This window comes from Pseudomonas wadenswilerensis (assembly GCF_024749185.1).
Classification (GTDB): domain Bacteria; phylum Pseudomonadota; class Gammaproteobacteria; order Pseudomonadales; family Pseudomonadaceae; genus Aquipseudomonas; species Aquipseudomonas wadenswilerensis.
Genome location: NZ_CP087191.1, coordinates 2,457,802 through 2,481,671, shown reverse-complemented (window position 1 = coordinate 2,481,671; position 23,870 = coordinate 2,457,802). Strand labels below are relative to the sequence as shown.

The window sequence follows — 23,870 nt, the reverse complement described above, 5'->3', positions numbered from 1 at the left end:
ATGTTCCGCAAGACCCTGCTCGCCCTGGCCGTAACCGCCACTGCCTTGCCCGCCCTCGCTGAAACTGTCCAGCTGACCAACGCCGGTTTTAAAAGCGAGCACCAGCGCTACAGCGGCAATCTCGAGATCAACGGCGCCTATACCGGCGGCAGCGACGAAGATGCCATCGAGCTCAATGGCTCGAGCATCGAGAAAGACCTGATTCTCAACGCCACCATCAACAGCACCGGCAACTTCGCCGGCGGCGTCGACATGGACGTGTGGGAAGGCACGCAGCCGTGGGTCGCCAACAGCGTTGGCGGCGACGTGATCAACAAGGGCAGCATTTCCGCCATCGGCGGTGGCGCCAACGCGCTGATGATCGACCCGGCGAAGATTGGCGGCAGCGTCATCAACGAAGGCCTGCTCTACGCAGAAGGTGCGCCACTGAACGACGACGGCGGCCGCGATGTCGCCCGCGCCGTGGACTTCTCCGGCTCTTCGGTGATCAAGGGCGACCTGCTCAATGCCGCCGGCGGCAAGATCATCGCCAAGGGTGAAGATGCCAAAGGCATCAACCTTGAAGGCGGCGAGATCGTCGGCAAGGTCATCAACCGCGGCCTGATCGAAGTCACCGGCGCAGGCGCCACCGCCATCGACGCCACCACCAGCGGCTCGGGCGCGTACACCGACATGGTCGACCTGGCCGGCATCGAGAACCACGGCACCATCATTGCCAGCGGCGACGATGCCGAGGGCATCCGCATCGACGGCGCCAGCTTCACCGGTATGAACAACCACCTGGTCAACACCGGCACCATCCGTGCCGAAGACGCCGCCATCGCCATCGGCTTCAGCGACTTCGACAGCCCGGGCGCCCAGCCCTGGTACAAAGAAGAAGGCGATTTCAACATCTTCAACAGCGGTTCGATCATTTCTGCCGACGAGGCCATCGACGCCTCGGAAAGCAACCGCCCGGTCGAGCTGATCCTGCGCAAAGGCAGCGTGATCGTCGGTAACCTGATCGACCTGAGCAACATCGAAATCGAAGGCGACACCTCGTTCACCGGTACCGACAGCCGCGCTGACGGCGCCAACATTCGTATGAAGGACGGCGGCTGGATCGATGTCGGCAGCGTCAGCGACAACCTGAAAACCACCCTGACCTTCGAAGCCCCGCACACCAGCATCGACGGCAACCTGTACGTCGCCGGCAATTCGGCCCTGGGCCTGAACCTGAGCAGCGCCACCGACGCCAACACGGCTGTGCTCAAGGTCAGCGGCACCACCCAGTTCGGCCAGGGCGCCCAAGTGCAGCTGGCGGCCAAAGGCGAAGACTTCAATGCCAACGGCAGCACCTACAAACTGATCGAAGCCGGCCATATCGAACTGCTGGGTGCCGACGGCGAAAGCGTCGACCCGAACGGCAAACTCAACCTGGTCAGCAGCTCGGCGCTGCTCAAGGTCGACAGCTTCACCGTCGACAACAATCAGGTGGTGGCCGTGGTCACTGGCAAGGGCAAGGAAGAAGTCGAGCAGATCATCACCAACCAGGGTGGTTCGTCCAACAGCCAGAAAGCCCTGGGCAGCCTGACCGCCGACGGCATGATCGGCAAGCTGGCCAGTAGCGACCCGTTCAAGCAGGCCCTGCTCAACGCCGACGAAGCCCAGGTCGCCAAGCTGGCCTCGGAACTGACCCCGGAAACCAATGGCGGCGCCACCCAGGCCGCCACCACCAGCCAGAACCTGGTGAGCAACGTCACCGGCAGCCGCACCAGTTCGCTGCGCGGCGCCTCCTCGGGCGAGGGCTTCAAGGAAGCCGGTGTCTGGGTGCAGTCGCTGTACAGCGACGCCAGCCAGGACCTGCGTGACGGCGTTGCCGGTTATAACGCCTACAGCCGCGGTATCGCCGTGGGTGCCGATGGCAAGCTCAACGACAACCTGACCCTGGGCCTGGCGTACAGCTTCATCAACACCGACGTGAACGGCAAAAGCGGCAACCAGACCGAAGTCGACAGCCATGCCTTTACCCTCTACGGCGGGTTCGAGCACGGCAACTACTTCGTCGATGCCAGCCTGACCTACGGCTTCAACGACAACCAGAGCAAGCGCAGCATTGCCGGCACGCAAGCCAAGGCCGACTATGACAGCGACCTGCTGGGCCTGAACCTGATCGGTGGCTACACCTACCACATCAACCCGCAGGTACTGGTCGAGCCGCGCCTGGCGGCCCGCTACAGCCTGGTGAACATCGACGGCTACCGTGAAAAAGGCTCTTCGGCAGCGCTGAAAGTTGAAGACCAGCGTTACGAAGCCATCGAACTGGGTGCAGGCCTGCGCGTGGCCGGCAGCATGGCCCTGGGCGCCGGTACCCTGGAGCCGCAAGCCAAGCTGATGGCGTATCACGACTTCGCCGCCGATGAAGCCAAGAGCACCTCGACCTTCCTGCTCGGCAGCACGCCGTTCGTGACCAGCGGTGCCAAGGCGGCGCGTGACAGCTACGAAGCCGGCGTGGGTGCCGACTACAAGCTGGGCGCGGTGACCCTGGGCGTCAACTACGACTACATCGGCAAGTCCGGCTTCGATGCCGACGTGTTCTCGGCGAAAGTCCGTTACGACTTCTGATGAGCAAACCGCTTGCCGGCCCACGCCCGTGGGCCGGCGTCTGGCGAACCGTGGGGGCGCTGCTGGCCAGCGCCCTTCTCTGTGCCTGCCAATCCTCCTATCAAGCGCTGCAACAATTGGCTGAACAGCACGGTCGACACCTGGAGGTTGTGTCTGGGCAGCCGTTCCCGCTCGCCATGCTGGCACCACCTGACCAGCGTGCAACCGAGCGTCTGCGGGTGTACCTGGAAGGCGACGGCCATGCCTGGGCCACGGCTAGCCAGCCGAGCCTCGACCCAAGCCCGCGCAACCTGCTGGTCGCGCGACTGGCGCTTGAGGATCCGACCCCGAATGCCTACCTCGCACGGCCTTGCCAGTTCGTCACCGCAGCAGGCTGTAGCTCTGCGCTGTGGACTGATCGACGCTTCTCCCAGGAAGTGGTCAGCAGTCTCAGCCAGGCGCTGGACCGGCTCAAGCAGCGCGTTGGCAATCGCGAGTTCGAGTTGGTGGGGTATTCAGGTGGCGCGGCGTTGGCGGTGCTGCTGGCCGGGCAACGGGACGATGTCACGCAGATCCAGACCATCGCCGGCAATCTTGATCCAGGCTTATGGGTACAGCTCAAAGGCTTGTCGCCCCTGAACGGTTCGCTGGACCCGATGGTCTATCGGGACCGCCTGAAATCATTGCCCCAGCGCCATCTGCTGGGTGGTCGCGACGCGGTGATTCCTGGTGACATCGCAAGCAGCTTTCGCGGCAATCTGCGGTCGAGCGACTGCAATCAACGGGTGATCATCCCTGCCGCGACGCATGAGTCAGGCTGGGAGACTGCGTGGAGGGTTTGGCGAAGCCAGGCGATCGAAAAGTGCAATCAACTACAGGGCCTTGACCCGCACATCCCAACCAGCTTTTGAGCGTCCAGGAGCGGAAGCTCAATCGGCGCCCGGATCTCCAGCTTGCCCGAACCTTTGATCATCGTCACCTGAGGCGTACCGCTGCCTGACTTGAAGAGATAGGACAACGTCACCTTCTTCGCTTCGCCCGTGGCATTTACTGCCTCGGACACCTCCCGAACAGCCTGCTGAAAACGCTTCGTCTGCAGTTCATTGAGCGGTTGCTCTTGTTTGCGCAAACGCTTCATCGCCTTCCAGGCATTATCGCCACAGTACCCTGTCGACTCCAGATACACCGCGCTCAGCCATCCGCCGCGATAAAAACATTTCTTCTCTCGGCGACGTAGTGCCCGAGAGAGATTGGAATTTTAATGGCGATTTTATATTTCGTAATGTTCTAGAAAACTAGTATTTCTGACAGTGGCCAGTAAGTTCTGGATGAGTTCACTGTGAACCTTACTGGCAGGGATGTTTTACCAGATTTCATTAATGGTGGCACACATGAGGACGGGACAACGCGGAGTTACAACCGACGGACGAAATATCGACCAAGCAAACCAACCCCGCGGGAGAGGCAGCGAGCAGAACGCGCCCCTATCCGAGCCGGACGTGCCGGAGCCGGGCTTAGAAGCTCGGAACCGGGAGAATTAAATGATAAGACAAAGGTGACTAGATGATGAATATTACAGTAACCGCAATCCCCAAGGATATGTCCTTCCAAATCGTGACAGAGACCGTGCAGTTTGTCGCCGGAATCTATTACCTCATGGTGACGGCGGACGAACAGACCAGAACAACCCAGTACCAAGCCGACGATGACGCATCGGTGCAAATCACGCGAGATCAGGAAAAATTTTTACGCGCCCATCTACTAGATCGATATAAATCAATCAATCGGTCCGCGCCGACCGACGGGAAGTTGATCGTATGCATATCGGACGGCCCCCTCCCGTCAATCGCGTCGGCTGCGAATTCCAGCGACTCGCTAGCGGCGAACTCCGGCTATGCGAACAACGCCGGAAAATCACCCGACAACTAGGATAATTCGCGCGACGGAAGTGCACGTCGATACATCACGGACCGGACGTCGGCAGAACCACGTGGGAGTTACAGGCACGTTCCGAGCTGCTATGACCATCTGAGCGAAGGGTGCCGTGCCTGGAGCCAAATATCCGGAACACTATCCCTCGCAACCGTCACCGATACCGCAACTCGCGTGTCGCGCGCGCTCGTAAAGCCGGCGGAGTTTCAGGGAATGGTTGGTGAGTGCACGCGGTGCCACGGCGGCGCACCCCTCAGCCGTAAAAACAAACCCCATCCAGTCAAAGCCTTTCTCGACCTTGCCGATGAAGGTTTTGTCGGGGTGCTCGATTCCATAAAAATCAATGGTTGTCCATCAACGTCCATCGCGATCCGCGCGCGGTACAGAATGGAGCTGCTGGTGCAGGAGCTTCCAGCTGCTGGATAATGGCTGCCGACCTCCGCTTTCTGTGCTGCTAGCGCCGCCCGGCGAACTCAATCCCGACGAATCACCACCACCGCATCCAACATGACAACAACCGCTCTGCCGTGAGTGGCGCTACAGCTCATGCTGTACACCCGCCCTTCACTCGACACCGACATCAGCGTGGCATTGAACAGCAATTGCTCTGAGGCCGCCACCAGGCGTAATGCGCGCATCTCGGCATGCATCACCGTGTATTCCACGCAACGCTGGAACTCATGGGCCAATAACTGCGACATCACTTCGCATAGCCCGGACAGGACGGCTGACACAGGCCACATCGGGTGGTCCGGAAAATGGCCGGCACAACGTTCTGCCGAGAAATCCACGCTGCAAGCAGTGATCGCATGACGCTTGAGCGAAAGCACGAGCAATGGAAACATTCGCCGGTATGGCGAACGCGTTGCTGGAGAACAACCGGCATTGCAATGGTCGGCAAATGCGAGATCGAAGACTTGCGCAGGTAAAGCTTGGTAGCTGACGGTGAGATCGGCACTGACCACACCCGCAGTCAGCAGTTCAGCGTTTGCCTCTACGCGCTTACCGGAGCGTGCTGACACCCGTGCACGTGCAGCAAACAGCATGGCTCGATCTGTATTCAGCCCAGGCCTGTGTATCGTCCAGATCGCATGATCAGCCAAATAATGGATACGCTCATCCGGATGTTGGGCCAGGGCAGCCGCGCAAGCGCCGAGCGTGGACAGGTGACGAATGCATTCGGACAGGGTTAGAGGTCCCGCCTCAGCACCGAGGGGCTGCTCAGGTTTGAAATTTCCCCAGATGTCCCAATCAGCGTCTGCCGTCTGGTAGAGGGTGTCGAATGCAAAATAGGGACGCTGGACCGCCATCCTCTCGACCATCGGGTCAACACCGACAGTCACTCGAACCTTCGTGCTGGCGGGCAAAGCAATCAAGTCCATCGAGACTCATCTCCAAGTGTCCAGCTCTGGAACCACCCTGAACTGTCGTGACACCCGGAACGATACGGCGCTCAACGATTTGCCGATACTGACAAAAATGACAGTCGCCTAACCCTGCGGGTACGGCTCAATCCGCGCGCGGCACATGACGAGGCTTGATCTGATCATCGAGAGCGTCAGCACACTGCCACCGCAGTGTGCTGATCGCCTCTTTCCTGGCGCTGGTCTTCATCCGCACCAGCCCTTGAACCTATCATTTTTACCAGTAGTGGACACCCTTGCAACGGGTGAGAATCCAGGGAGTGAGGTCTCTGATCAATTCAACTGAACCGTATAACTTCCGTTCTGAAGAGGTCCTACCCTTGAATGAACCTGTGCTGCCCATCTCGTATGAACATATGGACCGCTGGGTCGCCTCGTTGCAGTCCGCGCTACTGGCAGAGGCCTTTAGCAGCATCATTGGGGTGTTGAGAGGTGGCGCCCCCTTGGCACTGATGGTTTCTCATGCCACGGGCGTTGAACCGTCTTTCTTGCGTTATCGTCGGGCGGACCGCAGTGTCACCTGGGACTCATCGCTCCCCATCCCGCAGGCCGGCAGCAAAGTGTTGCTCTGTGAAGACATTGCTGGCGCCGGCCATACGCTCAAGGACTGCTTAAGCTTTTTGCAACGCAGGGGGTTACAAGTCAAAACGCTCACTGCTGGTTATCATGACCTCAGCAGACTTCGCCCCGACTACGGCATAGACGGACGAGGCTACTTCCTACTGTTCCCCTGGGAACGCCAAGTCAACACCCAAGCCTACCGCGACCACTGGGTAAGTACCGGCTGCGGACGCACCGGCCAGATGGCACAAGATCATGAATACGATGCGTATGCCATTGACCTTGACGGCATTCTGCTCCCGGACATTCCAGACCAGCACTATGCCGCCGACCTGCAGGCGGCGCTTTGTGAGCGCGATCAGCTTGAACCCTTTGAACGGCTACCACCATTGGGCCTGGTTAAAGCCATCATCACCGGCCGCCCGGAAATGGACCGCGCACGCACTCAAGCCTGGCTATCCCGGCACGGCCATGGCGAAACGCCAATGATCATGAGAGACCCCCAGCTGCACAACGATAGCCCTGAGCAGGTAGCCGCCCACAAGGCCCAAGCCACCCTGCGATTGGGGTGTACCCACTTTGTCGAGAGCGACCCTGTGCAAGCCATCCTGATAGCACAGTACGCGCCATTGCTGCGGGTGATCTGGTGGGATGCCAGAAATGGGCTGGGACGGTTGATTGGCGCGCTTGGGTGGGGACAGCAGGTGTAAGCCCCGATACGGATGGTCAGATCACCAGCAGGCATTAACCGCCGCCTGCGCCTGGCAAAGGCTACAACCAGGAAAGCCCCCAATGATCTACGTCCAATTCTGTCGCTTCGCAAGAATGCGGCGCTATTGATTGAACGTCAGAGAATTGGAGCACCCAATCTACGCCAGGCTTGGGACGATGGATCCTGATCGTCTTGTGCTTCCAGTCGATCGACTTGAGCAGCCCTTCCACCGTTTCGCCGACCTCAAGCTCAATTTGGATGCGCTCACGAGTGCGATACAGATTCAGGCGAGCCAAGTTCAAATTGTTCATGCGCTACTCACCTCATCGCTCAAAAGTTCAGAACCAGACAGCGCACCAGTAAACGCTATCTGCCTGATGATATGTTCATGAGCCAACGCCATTGGACGTTGCTATCCGCCGGTACCTACTCCTGATAGTCAAGACAGCGGCATACCCGCCTAGCAGCCTGCAGAGCATTTAACAGAATCACCCTTACGCCACCTTCATCCATCTCCTGCAAAGGAAATCCAAATTGCTTCAGTTCCTCCAGCACCCCGTCAAATGAAGGAACGCCAGAACGGTTCTGGCTGAGACGTTCGTATAAGCCTCTGATTTCATCGTCGCCCATTGATGCCCCCAATGTAACAAATGTCCAACCCGTTAACCCGCAGCCATACCTGCTCACATTTTCCGATCCAACGACATTGGCATAGACACTACTTACGCGAAGCAGCAGCTGTCTACTGACAAAATTGATAGTTCTCTGTCGGCATGAAAGCGTGAGTCGCGCTGCACGCAACAGGTGCAGTTGCTGATAGTACAGACCTGGTTCTGCCCCCTTGGCGAACCAGTGCATTCAGTTGTTCAGAGCGAACCCGTCGTGTATTTCACCAAAAACAGGAGGAATTTCCATGCTAAATACATAACCTTATCACCACAAAACACATCGTCGATACCTATCATTTTTGCCAGTAGATTTGCCGACACTATAGATCAACAATGCAAAGGCCCATCCCAATGCTGGCGTCACCTCAGGCTGTCAGTAACGCTTAGCATAGAGAGTAATTATTACAACCACCTCTGAAGCCATGAATTGTATTTTTTCACTCCCACTATCCATGGAGCACTTGCCTTGTCTTTACCCTACCGCGTTAGCACCCTGAAAAACATTATTCTAGCACTGTGCGTTTTCGGCACGATGGTAGAAAACATTAACGCAGAAGCGCGTTCAGAGACATGGCAAATTGTCGTTGACGCCGGAAGTAGCAAGACCCGCGGAATTCTTTATAAATTATCCTCCGATACGATTACCCCCATTGTGGAAAACAGCACCAAAAACCCATTGGCCAGCCATGTGAATTTTCCTGAAAATGCAGACACCCAGCTCATAAGCCCTTTGCTTGACGCATTGATTAAGCTCGCCGATGACAAAGGATATACCCTGGAAAAAAACAATGTCCTCGTGAGCGTTCTCGGAACAGCAGGCATGCGCGAGTTGTCTCCATCTCAGCAACTATCTATTTATCAGTCTGTCAACGAGGCAATCCATGGCAAGGGATTAATGACAGGTCAGGTGCGTACGATTGAAGGATGGGAAGAAGGGGCATTCGCTTGGGTACACCTTAATTACTTAATAGGACTTACAGGGTCTGACAAGACCCTAGGGATAATTGAGATGGGCGGAGCCTCAAGCCAGATTACTTTTGCCAGCAACGATCCGCAGACTGACACCACCCATACTGTACAGTGGAATAAACAAACCTATCATATTGTGAGTGAAAGCCTGCTTGGCCTGGGTGCTAATGAGGCCAGACTTGCTATGGACAGGGTACAACAGCAAGATCAGAGTTGCTACCCCGAGGGCTTATCCACGCCAGGCTCATTTAACTTCACCGCGTGCGACAGTACTTATGACAAAGCCATTGCGACTAATGGCAAATCTGAAATCCAGAAGCTCGAACACATTGTCAACTCAAACGACTTCAGTCACACCCACTTCATCGGCTTGAGCGCACTTTACTACACACTCAACTTTTTCAACAATGACACACCAACCCGACAGACATTAAAACATGGCATTACGCACAGCTGCGAGAGTTACAAATACATTGAAGACGCCATCAAGAATGACAGTTCAAAAGACAAATACCAGCCAGAAAACAAATGTGCAAACGGGGTATTTGCTTATAACATCCTCTACGACCACCTAAACTTGAAAGATGGACAAATTACAGCGCTAAAGAAAATTGAAAACATGGACATCCGGTGGACCGAGGGCTACTTGTTAATTAACAAGTAAACCTACCAGCATGGCCGTTCGCCTCTGGATGCCGAGCGGAGTAAGCCAACGTGTTTCGGCGTGCCCGGCGTCAGTTCACACGATCATTAGCGTACGCCTGCAGTACGGATGGGGCGACAACCAACGGGGTGTCACTGGGCCGTGGCGTCCCGAAGGGGCGACGTAACCGTGGCCAGCAATGAGTACCCATGCCAGGGAAATGCAACTGAAACAACGAGACTTGAACGTACTGGCCTGCACTGGATGTCAGCGCTTTTGCGCAGAAACGAAAAAAGGCCCCTAAGGGCCTTTTTTCTATCACTACAGCACTCTGCTGAATGCTGAAGCGCCATATTTGGAGCGGGAAACGAGACTCGAACTCGCGACCCCGACCTTGGCAAGGTCGTGCTCTACCAACTGAGCTATTCCCGCGTCGTGATGGGGGCTATTGTAACGATTCAATAAATCTCGTCAAGCCCTTGATTCAAAAAAGCTTTATTTCTGCTCCGAGCCTTCGCGCAGGTGCGGCCAGGCGGCGCGCAGGTAGTGCACCATCGACCACAGGGTCAGGCCGGCCGAGATCATCAGCAAGGCGTAGCCCAAAATCACCCAGAACGTCAGCACCGGCGGGTTGGCCAGCAAAATCACCAGGGCGAGCATCTGCGCCGCGGTCTTCCACTTGCCCAGGTTCGACACCGCGACGTGCGCCCTCGCCCCCAGCTCGGCCATCCACTCGCGCAGGGCCGAGACCACGATCTCGCGGCCGATGATCACCGCCGCCGGCAGGGTCAGCCAGAAGTTGGCGTGCACTTGCACCAGCAATACCAGGGCCACGGCGACCATCAGCTTGTCGGCTACCGGGTCGAGGAAGGCGCCGAACGGCGTGCTCTGCTGCAGGCGACGGGCCAGGTAACCGTCCAGCCAGTCAGTGGCCGCGGCGATGGCGAAGACACTGCTCGCTGCGATATAGCTCCAGTGATACGGAACATAGAACAGCAAAATGAAGATCGGAATGAGCAGGACGCGAAGAACGGTAAGCAGATTTGGAATATTCATCGGCACAACTGGCTGCAAAGTGAGCAGGCATTCTACTCGCTATGCAGGTTGGCATAAATCGACTCGGCAAGCTTTTTACTGATTCCCGGTGCTTTGGCGATTTCTTCGATGCTCGCGCGGGTCAGTTCCTGCAGGCCACCGAAGTGCTTGAGCAGGTCGCGGCGGCGTTTCGGGCCGACGCCGGCGACGCCTTCGAGGGTCGAGGTGCGGCGCGTCTTGCCACGGCGGGCACGGTGGCCGGTGATGGCAAAGCGGTGGGCTTCATCGCGGATCTGCTGGATCAGGTGCAGCGCCGGTGAGTCGCCCTTGAGGGTGAACTCGTGGGCCACGTCATTCAGGTACAGGGTTTCGAATCCGGCCTTGCGCGTGGTGCCCTTGGCCACCCCGAGCAGGATCAGGTCGGGCACCGCCAGTTCCTGCAGCACCTCACGGGCCATGTTCAGCTGGCCCTTGCCGCCGTCCACCAGCAGCACGTCGGGCAGCTTGCCCTCGCCGTCCTTGAGCCGGCCAAAGCGCCGGGTCAGGGCCTGGTGCATGGCCGCGTAGTCGTCGCCCGGGGTCACGCCTTCGATGTTGTAGCGCCGGTAGTCGGACTTGAGCGGCCCTTCCGGGCCAAACACCACGCACGAGGCCACGGTGGCTTCGCCGCTGGAATGGCTGATGTCGTAGCATTCCAGGCGTTGCGGGGTTTCATCCAGGGCCAGGACCTGGGCCAGGGCCTCGAAGCGTGAAGCCATGTGCTGACGGTTGGCCAGGCGTGCGCTCAGCGCCTGCTCGGCGTTGGTCACCGCCAGTTGCTGCCAGCGCGCACGGGTGCCGCGCACTCGGTGGCTGATGGTCAGGTCACGGCCGCGCAGGGTTTCGATGGCAGCGCTGATCGCGGCGAAATCCTCGTGCACCACGTTGACGATCAGTTCGCCCGGCAGCTCGCGCTCGGCATTGCCCACGTAGTACTGCGAGAGGAACGCGGCCATGACCTCGGCCACCTCCTCCTCGATGCCCACTTGCGGGAAGAAGTTCTTGCTGCCCAGCACCCGCCCGCCACGCACGCTGATCAGGTGCACACAGGCGCCACCGGGATTGACGAAGGCTGCGACCACGTCGACATCGCCGCTGCCGCCTTCCATGCTCTGCTGGTCCTGGACCCGGCGCAGCAAGGCAATCTGGTCGCGCAGCTCGGCAGCCTTCTCGAACTCCAGGGCCATGGCCGCCTGCTCCATCTCGGCGTTCAGCTCGTTGGTCAGCTGGTGGCTGCGGCCTTCGAGGAACATCACCGAGTGGCGCACATCGACTGCGTATTCCTCCGGCTCGACCAGGCCGACACAGGGCGCCTTGCAACGCTTGATCTGGTATTGCAGGCACGGCCGGGTACGGTTGCTGTAATAGCTGTCTTCGCACTGGCGGACGAAGAAGGTCTTCTGCAGCAGGCTCAGGCTCTCGCGGATCGCTCCGGCACTGGGGTACGGCCCGAAATACTTGCCCTTCTGTTTCTTGGCCCCACGATGGATGCCCAGACGCGGGTAGTCGCCATCGGAGAGAAACACATAGGGGTAGGATTTGTCGTCGCGCAACAGGATGTTGTACGGCGGGCGCCATTCCTTGATCAGGGTCTGCTCGAGCAGCAGCGCCTCGGTCTCGTTGGCGGTGATGGTGGTCTCGACCTGGACGATGCGCGCCACCAGGGCAGCCGTCTTCGGCGCCAGGCCAGTCTTGCGAAAATAGCTGGCGAGGCGCTTCTTGAGGTTCTTGGCCTTGCCCACATACAGCAGCCGGGCCTCACCGTCGAACATCCGGTAGACGCCCGGGCGACCGCTGCAGGTCGCCAGGAATGCGCTTGAATCGAACACAGGTGTCATGAGTGCGCTCAGAGACTGGCGTCAACCATGCCGTGGCGGACGGCCAGCAGCGTCAGCTCGACGTCGCTGGTGACCGAGAGTTTTTCGAAGATCCGGTAACGGTAAGTATTGACCGTTTTCGGTGACAGGCACAGCTTGTCGGAGATGATCTGCACCTTCTGGCAGCCAACGATCATCAGCGCGATCTGGATTTCCCGCTCCGACAACGCATCGAACGGCGAGCCTTGCGGCTGGAACGACTTGAGTGCCAGCTGCTGGGCGATCTGCGGGCTGATATAGCGCTGGCCGGCAAACACCAGGCGAATGGCCTGGACCATTTCATCGAGCCCTGCACCCTTGGTCAGGTAACCGGCGGCGCCGGCCTGCAACAGGCGGGTGGGGAACGGGTCTTCTTCACAAACGGTCACCGCCACCACTTTCACGTCCGGGTGGCTGCGCAGCAGTTTGCGCGTCGCCTCCAGGCCGCCGATACCGGGCATTTTCACATCCATCAGGACCACGTCGGGCTTGAGCTCGCGCGCGACCTTCAGCGATGCCTCGCCGGAGTCGGCCTCGCCCACCACCTGCAAGCCATCGATATCGGCCAGCATGCGCGTGATGCCCGTACGCACCAGATCGTGGTCATCGACCACCAGCACCCTAATCAAGCAGACACCTCGCACTGCGGCGGTAATTGGATCCCGCCACCTTAGCAAAAAATATAGCCGTAGACCTAACGGAACACGTCATTTGCCTGACGTCATTTTTTCACTTTCCTGACAGGCGCCCATACATCCCCCGCTCATAGCCACCGGCCCTTACCGGCGGGCGCTGGCCACGCTCGGCAAGGCTGCCCAGCAATTGCTGGACGGCAACCTGGTCGGCCGCCTGCAGCAGGCGAAAGCTGCCGAGCAGCTGTTCTTCCTCAGCGCTCAGGCTGCTGTGCTCAACCGGGGTATGCACCCCGCTCAACACATACAACGCATCGACCCCACGCGCCGCCACGGCGGCCAGGTAGTCGGCCTTGGGGGTGCGCTCACCGCTTTCGTATTTGCCCTGGGCGTTGGGCTCTACCCCGCCGATATCGCCAAAGGCGCGCTGGGTCAGGCCCAGCCGTTCTCTTTCTTCCCTGATACGCGAACCGATTCCATTCATCTGTCTGACATCTCTTATCCAGCATCCGGATGGATGAGCACACAGCCTTCAATGGCGTGCCTCGAACGAAGCCCGAACTATGCCGCGATCAGGTCCGCTGCACAAGTCGAAGCCCGCTCTACCTGTCCAGGATTGTCAGGACAACCGCCGAGACGGTTACGGATCTCGCCCGCAGTTCTTACACAGCGCACTAATAAGCAAACAACTTCCGTTAATAGCTAAAGTGCCATCACCTGGCGACTATTAGCGTTGGAACACAACAGCTTACGGATAATAAAGAAGCTCAAGAGAACATGCAAAATGCCCGTCAAAAAAAACCATGAAAATCGCCAAAAGCCATTGAGACAACGGCTTTCTGACGCCATTTTCACGGCAAAATGTTGATATCGGATTTTTGACGCCGAACTAATAACAAACTTTAACTTGTTGATTTATAACGGTTTTTTAACTTTAACACAGCGATTTTAAACTTTATCCAACTCAAAGTTAGAGACAGCTTGCCGAAGTTAAAAAAACTCCCTTAGGATGTAATAAGACAACGAAAAACGCCTGCATCGCCTCCTTTTAGCGCGCTGCTTTTTCTTGCGCGTCTGCCGCGTCGACTATGCCGTTTAACTGACTATCTCGGTCAGCTTTTGCTGAACCTTGGGAGAGGGAACTATGAATATCAGTATCTTTGGATTGGGTTATGTGGGCGCTGTCTGTGCCGGTTGTTTGTCCGCTCGTGGGCACCAGGTGCTGGGCGTGGATATTTCGCCGGCCAAGATCGACATGATCAACCAGGGCAAGTCGCCCATTGTCGAGCCGGGCCTTGAACAGTTGCTGCTCGACGGCGTGCGCCACGGCCGCCTGCGCGGCACTACGGATGTCCAGGCCGCCGTGCTGGCCACCGAGATGTCGCTGCTGTGCGTCGGTACCCCGAGCAAGAAAAACGGCGACCTGGACCTGGTCTACATGGAAGCGGTATGCCGCGAAATCGGCACCGCCATGCGCGACAAGGCCAGCCGCCACACCGTGGTTGTGCGCAGTACCGTGCTGCCCGGCACGGTGAAGAACGTGGTCATCCCGATCCTCGAGCAAAGCTCGGGCAAGCGCGCCGGCATCGACTTCGGCGTGGCGGTCAACCCCGAGTTCCTGCGTGAAAGCACCGCGATCCAGGACTACGACTTCCCGGCCATGACCGTGATCGGCGAGCTGGACCCGCAATCGGGCGACCTGCTGCAGTCGCTGTACCAGGGCCTGGACGCGCCGGTGATCCGCAAGTCGATCGAAGTCGCCGAGATGATCAAGTACACCTGCAACGTCTGGCACGCGACCAAGGTCAGTTTTGCCAACGAGATCGGCAACATTGCCAAGGCTTCCGGCGTCGATGGCCGCGAGGTGATGGATGTGGTCTGCCAGGACTACAAGCTCAACCTGTCGCGCTACTACCTGCGCCCCGGCTTCGCCTTCGGTGGCTCGTGCCTGCCCAAGGACGTGCGCGCCCTCACCTACCGTGCCGGCCAGCTGGACGTCGAGCACCCGCTGCTGGCCTCGATCATGGCCAGTAACCGCAACCAGGTGAAGAACGCCTTCGAGCTGATCACCCGTCAGGACAAGCGCCGTATCGGCCTGCTGGGCCTGAGTTTCAAAGCCGGCAGCGATGACCTGCGCGAAAGCCCGCTGGTGGAGCTGGCGGAAATGCTCATCGGCAAAGGCTACGACCTCACCATCTACGACGCCAACGTCGAGTATGCCCGGGTGTTCGGCGCCAACCGCGAGTACATCGAGTCGAAGATCCCGCACGTTTCGTCGCTGCTGTGCAACGACCTGCAGCAGGTGATCCGCGAAGCCGACGTGGTGGTGCTGGGCAACAACGATGACCGTTTCGCCCAAGCCCTGGATGCCAGCAGCGACAAGCAGATCATCGACCTGGTGGGCTTCATGGCCCACGGCAGCGATGCCCAGCGTGAGGGTATCTGCTGGTAAGGCCCCGTACTCCAGCAGAGAGCACTCCAGCCAGAAAGTACTCCACCCAGAGAGTACCCGGCGATTCACCCAGGCACCCCGCCTGATTGACTGCACACCTGCCAACTGCCCGGCCGACCCTGTCATGGCCAGGCGCGAAAAGTGCGCATGTCATTCAGCCGGGCGTGGCCCGAACACAGGAGCAACGACTACATGGAACGACAGCAACAGCCGCCCCGAGGGCAGCCGGACTACCTGCAGGCAGGCGCGCGTTTTTGCGCCTGGGCCTGCCTGTTCGGCCTGATCGCGCTGGCGTCGGAGATGGTCGCACCGCAGTACCTCGACCCTGCACACCACAAGTTCATCTTCATCATCGGTGCGCTGGGCATGTGGCGCTATGGCAATGCCATCGTCCACTACCTGCGCGGCATGTACTTCCTGCACTGGAAGTTCCCACGCATGCGCAAGGCGGTCGAGCGCATGGGCGATGCGGCGCTGCCGGCGCACATGTTCATGGTGGTGACCAGTTTTCGCATCCCCACCCACACCACCTTCAAGGTCTACCAGTCGGTGTTCCAGGAGGTACAGCGGCTGAAGGTGCCGTGCACGGTGATCGCCTCGATCGTCGAGAAGGGCGACGAGCAGTTCATCAAGGAGATCATGCGCAACGAGGTCAAGGACCGCGACGACATCAAGCTGGTGATCGTCCGCGCCCGCGGCACCGGCAAGCGTGATGGCCTGGCCCATGCCTTCCGCGCCCTGTCGCGGCAGATGCCGCTGCAGGACTCGGTGGTCGGCGTGGTCGACGGCGACACCATGATGCTGCCCGGTTGCGTCGAGCGCGCGGTCAAGCTGTTCGCCTACCTGCCCAACGTCGGCGGCCTGACCACCAACGAGTTCTGCGAAGTCGAAGGCAGCAACCTGATGCGCCAGTGGCACTCGATGCGCTTCGTCCAGCGGCACATCAACATGTGCTCGATGGCCTTGTCGCACCGGGTGCTGACCCTGACCGGGCGGCTGTCGTTCTTTCGCGCCAGTGTCATGACCGACCCGGACTTCATCCGCGACGTCGAGGCGGATTTTCTCCAGCACTGGCGCCTTGGGCGGTTTCAGTTTCTCACCGGTGACGACAAGTCGTCGTGGCTGAGCCTGATGCGCGCCGGCTGGGACACCTTCTACGTGCCCGACAGCAACACCCTGACCGTCGAGCATCCGCCAGACAACAGTTTCTGGCGCGCCACCCGCCAACTGATGTTCCGCTGGTACGGCAACTCGCTGCGCCAGAACTTTCGCGCCACCGCCCTGCTCGGCCGCGCCCGCCTGGGCCTGTTCACCCTGTACGTACTGCTCGATCAGCGGGTGTCGATGTGGACTTGCCTGATGGGCCTGACCGCCTCGGTGGTCGCCGGCATCGTGTTCGGCATCCAGTACCTGCTGGTGTACCTGTTCTGGGTACTGCTGTCGCGCAGCATCGTCACCGTGCTGTTTCTGTTCGCCGGCCACCCGGTCAGCCCGGTGTACCCGTTCGTTCTTTATTACAACCAGATCATCGGCTCGCTGATGAAAGTCTACGCCCTGTTCCACATGGACCAGCAGAGCTGGACCCGGCAAAAAACCACATTAAGCAACGGCACCGTCAACTTCGATGCCGCCCTGAACCGCTGGTCTTCCAAGGCGATGCTGTTTTCATCCATCGCGATTTTCTTCGGGGTCATCTCGGTTCTTCTCGAACTCACGCAACGTTAAGGAAAGGCGCCTGCCATGAGTAGTTCAAGCACACCCGCAGTACCCGCGAACGTCGTCCACGAAGCCATCGACGAACGCCAGTACGTGCGCACCAAACTCAATGCCCGGGTCAAGCTCAGCGCGGCCGGCCAGCCGCCGTTCGACAGCACCCTGCAGGACATCTCCCTGGGTGGCATCGGCCTGCTCCACCCCGAGCCGCTGAAGATCGGCAGCCTGTACCACGCCTCGATCCAGCTGCGCCTGAACCAGGTCGACCTGAACATCGACAGCCAGATCAAGATCGTCTCCCAGCGCGGCCAGGAAGTCGGCGCCCAGTTCGTCGAGCTCGACTCGCAGAAGCGCGACATCCTGCGCTACATCATCAGCGCCTACCTGTCGGGCGAGATCGCCGACATCAACGGCCTGTTCAACGTGATGCAGCGGGAAAACTACATCAAGGAACGCAAGCACAAGTACGCCAGCGCGCGCAGCTCCGGTGAGCGTCTCAAGGCCACCCTCGGCACCCTGCTGTATGCCGCCGCAGGTGTCGCCGCGCTGGGCTTTGTCGCCTACAAGTGCTACCTGCTGTTCTTCCGCATCCCTGCCGTGCAGGCCCAGGTTTCGGCCAATGCCCAGGTCATCAGCATGCCCGACAACGGCTATGTGAAGTTCCTCCTGGCGCCGGGGCAGACCGAGGTCAAGGCCGGCACGCCGGTGGCGAGCATTTCCACCCAGCTGGCCACCAGCTTCACCAGCCCGGCCGACATGAAGGCAGTGGCCGACCTCTCGCCCGGCGACCTGCAGACCCTGCTCGGGCGCGCCACCATCGAGACGGTGATCAACAGCCCGTGCGACTGCGAGGTGTACTTCCCGAGCAAGCCACTGGACGGCTACGGCTACAAGCAGGCGCCACTGGTGCATTTGCTGCCCAGGGATGAAGGCCTGTTCGTCACCGCCAACGTGCCGTTCGACAAGCTCGCCGACATCGGCCGGGTGACCTCGGTGGACCTCAAGGTGTTCGGCCTGGATGAGACCTTCAGCGGCAAGGTCGTCGACTCCCATGTCGATGAAGCCAACAAGAACCTGGCCCTGACCATCGCCCCCGACAGCCCGCTGCCCCGCGCCGCGTACCAGAAGCCGGTGGCGGTGGACCTGTACCTGGGCCTGCCGTTCACGGCTTCGCGCTAAGCCCCACCAAGGAAGGAATAGGCAATGAATGCGAAGACGCCCTCCCGCCTGCTGCTGGCCAGCATCGGCCTGGCCTGCGCCAGCAGCGCCCTGGCCGGGCAAAGCCTGGAGCAGATCCGCTACGCGCTGTACAAAGATCCCGGCGCCAATGTCAGTGCCGACCTGCGCGCCCTGGCCGACCGCGGTGACCTGGCGTCCAAGCTGTTGCTCGGTGATGTGCTGGCCAACAGCGATGGCGCCAGCCGCCCGGAAATCATCGGCCTGTACAAGGAGGCGTTTGCCGATGGCCGCGGCCAGGTCCCGGCGCTGGCCTCGCTGGCGCGCCTGCTGGACCGCACCCCGAGCCTGCAAAACAGTCAGCGCGAGTGGATGGCCCAGGCCCTGACGCGCTACCCGGCGACCCTCGACCCGCGCAATGCCAGCACCACCCTGGAGGTGTTCCTGGTGTACCCGCAACTGGTCTCCACCGAGCAAGCGGCGCAGTTGCTGGCGCTGTACCAGCAGTCGTGCCTGCTCAACTGCCGCCCCGAGCTGTACCAGGCAGTGCTGGCCGAGCGCCAGGGTGACCGCGCCGGCGCCGAGCGCTGGTACCAGCAGGCGGTGCGGGTGGATGTGCGGGCGATCGATCGCTACTACCGCTTCCTCGGCGACGATCAGGACCGCGCCTTCCCGGCCTTTGCCCGCAGCCTCGAAGCGCTGCGCCCGACCCTGGCCGTGGAGATCGTGCACCGAATCGGCTCGTTGCTCGACAGCATCAACAGCGTGCAGCGCGCCGAGCAGGAAGCCGACCGCTACGAGCGCCAGGCCAGCGCCATGGGCCCGGCGCGGGTGCAACCGGACGCCGCGCAACTGGCCGCGGACAAGCAGCGCAGCGATGCCCTGGACCTGGCCCGCGGCGAAGCCCATCGCTGGCGCGACAACGCCGTCGAACGCGGCTTTGTGCCGGCGATGGTGTCCAAGGCCAACTACATGATTTCCAACCCCACCGAGCACAACGCCGAAGAGACCCAGGCGCTGATCGACCAGGTCCGGGCCCGCGAAGCGACCCGGGCCAAGGCGCTGCAGGCCTCGTTCTACATGGTCAACAACTGGCTGACCCTGGATCCGGACAAGGCCCGCGCATTGATCGACGAGCTGCTCGCCAACCGCTACCCCGACGCCGAACTGCTGCTGGCCGAGTACTACAGCAAGGGCGTGGCCGACCAGCCCGACCAGGACCAGGCCCTGGCGATTTTCCAGGCCCAGGCCCGGGCCGGCTCTACCGCCGCCTGGTACCGCATGGCCACCTTGCACGCTTACGGCCGTGCCATCTGCCATGACCCGGTCAAGGCCTACACCTATGCCCAGGTGGCCCTGGCGCTGGGCGAGAACGGTGCCCGCAGCCTGGTCAAGCGCCTGGAAAAGACCCTGAAAAAGGATGACATCGCCCGTGCCCTGGCGGCACGCAACGATCTGTTGAAGGAGGCAACCCTGTGAAAGCCCACCACACCCTGTTCGGCGCCCTGCTGACCCTGGCACCGCTGTACCCGGCGCAAGCCCTGGAAGAAGTCACCGGCCCCGAGGCCGACAGCAGCGAACCGGTGCGGGTCGCCGACGGCAGCGAGCCGGTGATCACTTCGGAGTTCTTCAACAAGCTCACCGTGCAGACCGGCTACGGCCCGGAGAACGCCGAAGTCGGCCGCAACCGCGAGATGTTCTACAGTTTGCGCTACGAGCCGTCGTTCGCCTGGTACTCGCCGGAAAAACGCTGGGCCAAGTGGATGGTCTATGGCCGCGTCTGGCTGAACTACGACTCCAGCGAGTCGGCCAGCGTGCAGAACGAAAACGCCAACAACCTCGACCGCGAACAGCCCGAAGGCTGGTACGCCGAACTGCGCGAGCTGTATGTGAAACGCAACCTGCTCGGCGACGACCCGCGCTTCTCGCTGTCGGCCGGGCGCCAGCGCTATTTCGACGACTACGGCATCTGGTGGGACGACAGCATCGAGTCGCTGCGTTTCAACTACAACGACACCTTCTCCCGCGGCTTCGTGGCCGTGGCGCAGAAGTTCTACAACTACAACAGCGACGTCAACCGCCTGGCCGACAGCGAGGAGCGCACCACCTACCTGATGGGCGAATACGCCTACCGCTGGAGCGAGCACAACTGGGCCGGCGTGCGCCTGATGCACGAGAACGACCACAGCGGCCACGATGCCGAAGACCGCTACGACTTCAAGGGCATGCGCTACGGGCTGTTCTTCAAGGCTGACGACCTCGACGTGACGCCGCTGTTCAGCGACTACCACCTGGAGCTCGCAGGCCTGGACGGCAAGGTCGACAACACCGACGTCAACGGCGTCACCAGCAGCGGCCACAACGCCAGCGGCTGGGCGGCCCTGGGCGAGATCGGCAAACGCTTCCACGACCTGCCGTGGACGCCCCGGGTGGCCCTGCGCGGCGGCCTGACCGACAAGCCGAGCAACGACAACGACGGCTTTCGCCTGAATGCCATCCAGTCGGATCGCATCACCCGCCAGGGCAGCTACAGCACGCGCCTGGCCAGCTCCTTCGTCCGCCTCGACCTGCGCAACCTGAGCTACTACGGCATCGCCCTGGAAACCAACCCGACGCCGCGCAGCGCCCTGGATTTCCGGGTTACCGACCTCAAGCTGCGCGACGCCAACGGCACCTTGCCGATCCGCCTCGAAGGCGACCAGCGCAGCGAGCGCAACCGCGCCATCGCCCAGGGTACCCACGGCGGCGGCAAGGACGTCGGGCAGATGCTCGACCTCAACTACTACTGGAAGATGTTTCCGGTGGCCATCGACGGCAAGCACCTGGACGTCAACGCCCTGGTCAGCGCCAGCTACCTCAACGCCGGCAACGCCCTGGACAGTGGTGATGACTACCAGCTGACCTTCGGCGTCGTGGTCAGCTACTAAGGACGGAACCCGAGATGATCTTCGCCTCCAACGTCTTCCTGTTCCTCTACCTGCCGCTGTTCCTGGCCGTGTACTTCCTCGCCCGGGCGCCGTGGCGCTCGACGGTGATCGTCGCCGCCAGCTACATCTTCTATGCCTGGTGGCGGCCGGACTTTCTCCTGCTGTTCGTGGCCATTACCTACTGGAACTACTGGTTCGGCCTGCGCATCAAGGCACGCCTGGATGCCGGCGACAAGCGCTGGGCCTTTCGCCTGCTGTGGATCGGCATCATCGGCAACCTGTCGACCCTGGGTTACTTCAAGTACGCCAACTTCGGCGCCGACGTGCTGGCCGCCCTGCTCGCGCCGCTGGGTATCAACACCTTCACCCTGGAGACGATTTTCCTGCCGCTGGGCATCTCCTTCTATGTCTTCCATGCCCTGAGCTACATCGTCGATATCTACCGCAAGGACGCTACGCCGACCAACAACTTCATCGACTTCGCCGCCTTCGTCGCGCTGTTCCCGCACTTGGTGGCCGGGCCGATCCTGCGCTACAGCCAGTTGGCGCCGCAGCTGCGCCAGCGCACTCACTCGCTGGAGCTGTTCTCCCTGGGCGTGTGCCGCTTCATGCTCGGCTTCATCATGAAGGTGCTGATCGCCGACCAGCTGGCGCCGATCAACGTGCTGTTCATCGGCGAAGGCACCCTGCAGTTGAGCGATGCCTGGTTCGGCCTGGTGGTCTCGACCCTGCAGCTGTACTTCGACTTCGCCGGCTACAGCCACATGGCCCTGGGCCTGGCCTTGATGATGGGCTTCCGTTTTCCGGAAAACTTCAACCAACCCTATGTGTCGCAGAGCATCACCGAGTTCTGGGCCCGCTGGCACATGACCCTGGCGCATTTTCTGCGCGACTACGTGTACATGCCGCTGGTGCGCAAGCGCATCGCCGGGGCGCTGCCGGCGCTGGTCTACACCATGCTGCTGTCGGGCCTGTGGCATGGCGCCAGTTTCGCCTTTATCTGCTGGGGGCTGTTCTTCGGTTTCGGCATGGTCATCGAGCGCAAGTTCAACCTCGCCACCAAGGTCACCACGCCCTACCACCTGGGCCGCAACCTGCGCACCTTCGTGCTGATCATCCTGAGCATGCCGCTGTTCTTCACCAACGACCTGCGCCACAGCATCGACATCTACCAGGCGCTGTTCGGCCTCAACGGCCTGGGCTCGCTGGACCTGTACGTGCTCGGCGCCTCGAAGATGGCCATGTCGTTCGCCGCCATTGCCCTGTGCTGGCTGGTGCTGGCCGGCAGCAACAACGTGCGTTTTTACGCCGGCAACAAGGAGCAGTACTTCATGCGCCATGTCGGCGGTCTCAAGGCCCTGCTGCTGTGGGCCGGGTTCGCCCTGGCGCTGAGCAGCCTGGCGGCGCATTCGTTCTCGCCCTTTCTGTACTTTCAGTTCTAGGAGACCGCCATGTACCCGGTCATGAATTCGGCCAGCAAGGTCAACGGCATTGCCTTCGGCGTCCTGCTGGCGGGCATGTTCGTCTACTCGCTGCCGCCAGTGTTCAGTTTTGCCCGCAACCAGACCGACGCCTGGAACCTGTTCGTCGACGGCAAGCTGCTGCGCAAGTTCGAGCAGGTCTACGAGAAGCGCTTTTTCCTCCGTGAACCGTCGGTGCAGCTGTGGGCCAACGCCCAGTACCGGCTGTTCGACGAAGGCACCAAAGGCGTGGTGCTGGGCAAGGACGGCTGGCTCTACACCAACCAGGAATACCGCGTACCGAACAATCTTGAGGCCAACCTCGACAGCCAGCTCAAGCAGATCGCCGAGATCGAGCAACGCCTCAAGGCCCACAACAAGCGCCTGATCCTGCTGCCGCTGCCAATGAAAGTCGACGTGTATGCCGCCCACACCGAGCGCGCTGTCGACCCGCGGGCGATCAGCCTGTACGACCGCTTCGTCGAGCGCCTGCAGGCGCAGAACATTGCGGTCACGCCGCTGCGTTCGGCGTTCCTGGCCAACCTCGCCGGCCCCGGGCTGTTCCTCAAGTCCGACACTCACTGGAGCCCGGAAGGCGCGCGCCTGAGCGCCTACGAGCTGGCGCGCCAGCGCCCGGAACTGCTCGGCGACGAGCGCTACCTGTCGCACAAGGTCGCCGACAAGACGGTCAAGGGCGACCTGATGAACTACATCCAGTTCAACCACGCGCAACTGGCGCCGCAGTTCGGCCCCAACCAGATCGCCCTGTACGAAACCCTCAAGGCCGAGCAAAGCGCCAGCGACCTGTTCGCCAGCGAACAACAGAGCCTGATGCTGGTGGGGACCAGCTACAGCAAGATCGATGACTGGAACTTCGTCGGCTTCCTCAAGGAGGCGCTCAACCGCGACCTGCTCAGCGTTTCGGTGGAAGCCCGCGGGCCGTTCGAAGCCATGAGCCAGTTCCTCGCCAGCGACCAGTTGAGCAACCCCGAGATCGACACCGTGGTCTGGGAATTCCCCCTGCGCACCCTGCTCGCCCACCGCCTCGGCTCCCTGAGCCGCCCCGGCCAGACCCAACATTTCTAAGG

Annotated in this window: 20 protein-coding genes and 1 tRNA gene; 12 read left to right on the top strand and 9 right to left on the bottom strand. The window is 60.7% G+C overall.

Translation table 11 applies throughout. From position 1 onward, the window contains the following. Nucleotides 1–2,604 carry an autotransporter family protein gene (locus tag LOY45_RS11575; RefSeq protein WP_258579302.1) on the top strand — a complete coding sequence of 868 codons (2,604 nt, stop codon included), beginning with the start codon at nucleotides 1–3 and terminating at the stop codon, nucleotides 2,602–2,604. Then, nucleotides 2,604–3,494, top strand: a complete 891-nt coding sequence (locus LOY45_RS11570) for an alpha/beta hydrolase (RefSeq protein ID WP_258579162.1) — start codon at nucleotides 2,604–2,606, stop codon at nucleotides 3,492–3,494. Before LOY45_RS11575 ends, LOY45_RS11570 begins: the two co-directional genes overlap by 1 nt. On the opposite strand, the gene LOY45_RS11565 is transcribed toward LOY45_RS11570, so the two are convergent. After that, the gene (locus LOY45_RS11565) at nucleotides 3,452–3,721 is read right to left on the bottom strand and encodes a hypothetical protein (RefSeq protein ID WP_258579161.1); all 270 of its coding nucleotides are present in this window, start codon (nucleotides 3,719–3,721) and stop codon (nucleotides 3,452–3,454) included. The genes LOY45_RS11570 and LOY45_RS11565 overlap by 43 nt on opposite strands. Before the next feature lie 428 nt (nucleotides 3,722–4,149). Between LOY45_RS11565 and LOY45_RS11560 the strand changes: the two genes are divergently transcribed. Then, nucleotides 4,150–4,512 carry a hypothetical protein gene (locus tag LOY45_RS11560; protein ID WP_258579160.1) on the top strand — a complete coding sequence of 121 codons (363 nt, stop codon included), beginning with the start codon at nucleotides 4,150–4,152 and terminating at the stop codon, nucleotides 4,510–4,512. 476 nt (nucleotides 4,513–4,988) lie between these two features. On the opposite strand, the gene LOY45_RS11555 is transcribed toward LOY45_RS11560, so the two are convergent. Next, nucleotides 4,989–5,897, bottom strand: coding sequence for a hypothetical protein (locus LOY45_RS11555; RefSeq protein ID WP_258579159.1), 909 nt, complete (start codon nucleotides 5,895–5,897; stop codon nucleotides 4,989–4,991). A gap of 362 nt (nucleotides 5,898–6,259) precedes the next feature. On the opposite strand from LOY45_RS11555, the gene LOY45_RS11550 reads away from it, so the two are divergent. Next, nucleotides 6,260–7,210, top strand: coding sequence for a phosphoribosyltransferase (locus LOY45_RS11550; protein ID WP_258579158.1), 951 nt, complete (start codon nucleotides 6,260–6,262; stop codon nucleotides 7,208–7,210). 61 nt (nucleotides 7,211–7,271) lie between these two features. On the opposite strand, the gene LOY45_RS11545 is transcribed toward LOY45_RS11550, so the two are convergent. Continuing rightward, a complete protein-coding gene (locus LOY45_RS11545) occupies nucleotides 7,272–7,523 on the bottom strand; it encodes a hypothetical protein (protein ID WP_233674282.1) in 252 nt (83 codons plus the stop codon). A gap of 115 nt (nucleotides 7,524–7,638) precedes the next feature. Further along, nucleotides 7,639–8,070, bottom strand: a complete 432-nt coding sequence (locus LOY45_RS11540) for a hypothetical protein (RefSeq protein ID WP_258579157.1) — start codon at nucleotides 8,068–8,070, stop codon at nucleotides 7,639–7,641. A 276-nt stretch (nucleotides 8,071–8,346) separates the two neighbouring features. On the opposite strand from LOY45_RS11540, the gene LOY45_RS11535 reads away from it, so the two are divergent. Then, on the top strand, nucleotides 8,347–9,513 hold the full coding sequence (locus tag LOY45_RS11535) for an acetate and sugar kinases/Hsc70/actin family protein (protein WP_244211928.1): 1,167 nt from the start codon (nucleotides 8,347–8,349) through the stop codon (nucleotides 9,511–9,513). A 335-nt stretch (nucleotides 9,514–9,848) separates the two neighbouring features. On the opposite strand, the gene LOY45_RS11530 is transcribed toward LOY45_RS11535, so the two are convergent. The 5 genes from LOY45_RS11530 to LOY45_RS11510 form a co-directional block, all read right to left on the bottom strand. Next, nucleotides 9,849–9,924 (bottom strand) — tRNA-Gly (locus LOY45_RS11530). A 63-nt stretch (nucleotides 9,925–9,987) separates the two neighbouring features. Further along, entirely contained in the window at nucleotides 9,988–10,548 is a 561-nt protein-coding gene (pgsA, locus tag LOY45_RS11525) for a CDP-diacylglycerol--glycerol-3-phosphate 3-phosphatidyltransferase (protein ID WP_010221879.1), read from the bottom strand. A gap of 32 nt (nucleotides 10,549–10,580) precedes the next feature. Then, nucleotides 10,581–12,404, bottom strand: a complete 1,824-nt coding sequence (gene uvrC / locus LOY45_RS11520) for an excinuclease ABC subunit UvrC (RefSeq protein WP_134063105.1) — start codon at nucleotides 12,402–12,404, stop codon at nucleotides 10,581–10,583. An 8-nt stretch (nucleotides 12,405–12,412) separates the two neighbouring features. Then, entirely contained in the window at nucleotides 12,413–13,051 is a 639-nt protein-coding gene (gene gacA / locus LOY45_RS11515; protein ID WP_010221877.1) for a response regulator transcription factor GacA, read from the bottom strand. A gap of 100 nt (nucleotides 13,052–13,151) precedes the next feature. Then, the gene (locus tag LOY45_RS11510) at nucleotides 13,152–13,538 is read right to left on the bottom strand and encodes a helix-turn-helix domain-containing protein (protein WP_134063107.1); all 387 of its coding nucleotides are present in this window, start codon (nucleotides 13,536–13,538) and stop codon (nucleotides 13,152–13,154) included. Between the two features lie 660 nt (nucleotides 13,539–14,198). On the opposite strand from LOY45_RS11510, the gene LOY45_RS11505 reads away from it, so the two are divergent. The 7 genes from LOY45_RS11505 to LOY45_RS11475 all read left to right on the top strand — a co-directional run bounded on the left by LOY45_RS11505 (nucleotide 14,199) and on the right by LOY45_RS11475 (nucleotide 23,868). Then, entirely contained in the window at nucleotides 14,199–15,506 is a 1,308-nt protein-coding gene (locus LOY45_RS11505) for a nucleotide sugar dehydrogenase (protein ID WP_115087171.1), read from the top strand. Nucleotides 15,507–15,698: 192 nt separating this feature from the next. Continuing rightward, the gene (locus LOY45_RS11500) at nucleotides 15,699–17,231 is read left to right on the top strand and encodes a glycosyltransferase (protein WP_258579156.1); all 1,533 of its coding nucleotides are present in this window, start codon (nucleotides 15,699–15,701) and stop codon (nucleotides 17,229–17,231) included. 15 nt (nucleotides 17,232–17,246) lie between these two features. After that, nucleotides 17,247–18,398 (top strand): PilZ domain-containing protein, encoded by a 1,152-nt coding sequence (locus LOY45_RS11495; protein ID WP_115087173.1) that lies wholly within the window; start codon nucleotides 17,247–17,249, stop codon nucleotides 18,396–18,398. Between the two features lie 24 nt (nucleotides 18,399–18,422). Continuing rightward, nucleotides 18,423–19,874 (top strand): SEL1-like repeat protein, encoded by a 1,452-nt coding sequence (locus tag LOY45_RS11490; protein ID WP_115087174.1) that lies wholly within the window; start codon nucleotides 18,423–18,425, stop codon nucleotides 19,872–19,874. Continuing rightward, nucleotides 19,871–21,322: an alginate export family protein gene (locus LOY45_RS11485; protein ID WP_258579155.1), complete on the top strand. Its 1,452-nt coding sequence runs from the start codon at nucleotides 19,871–19,873 to the stop codon at nucleotides 21,320–21,322. The genes LOY45_RS11490 and LOY45_RS11485 overlap by 4 nt, the downstream gene beginning before the upstream one ends. Nucleotides 21,323–21,336: 14 nt before the next feature. Beyond that, nucleotides 21,337–22,764: an MBOAT family O-acyltransferase gene (locus LOY45_RS11480; protein ID WP_115087176.1), complete on the top strand. Its 1,428-nt coding sequence runs from the start codon at nucleotides 21,337–21,339 to the stop codon at nucleotides 22,762–22,764. Nucleotides 22,765–22,773: 9 nt separating this feature from the next. Next, nucleotides 22,774–23,868, top strand: a complete 1,095-nt coding sequence (locus LOY45_RS11475) for an alginate O-acetyltransferase (RefSeq protein ID WP_115087177.1) — start codon at nucleotides 22,774–22,776, stop codon at nucleotides 23,866–23,868. The last annotated feature ends 2 nt before the right edge of the window (nucleotides 23,869–23,870 follow it).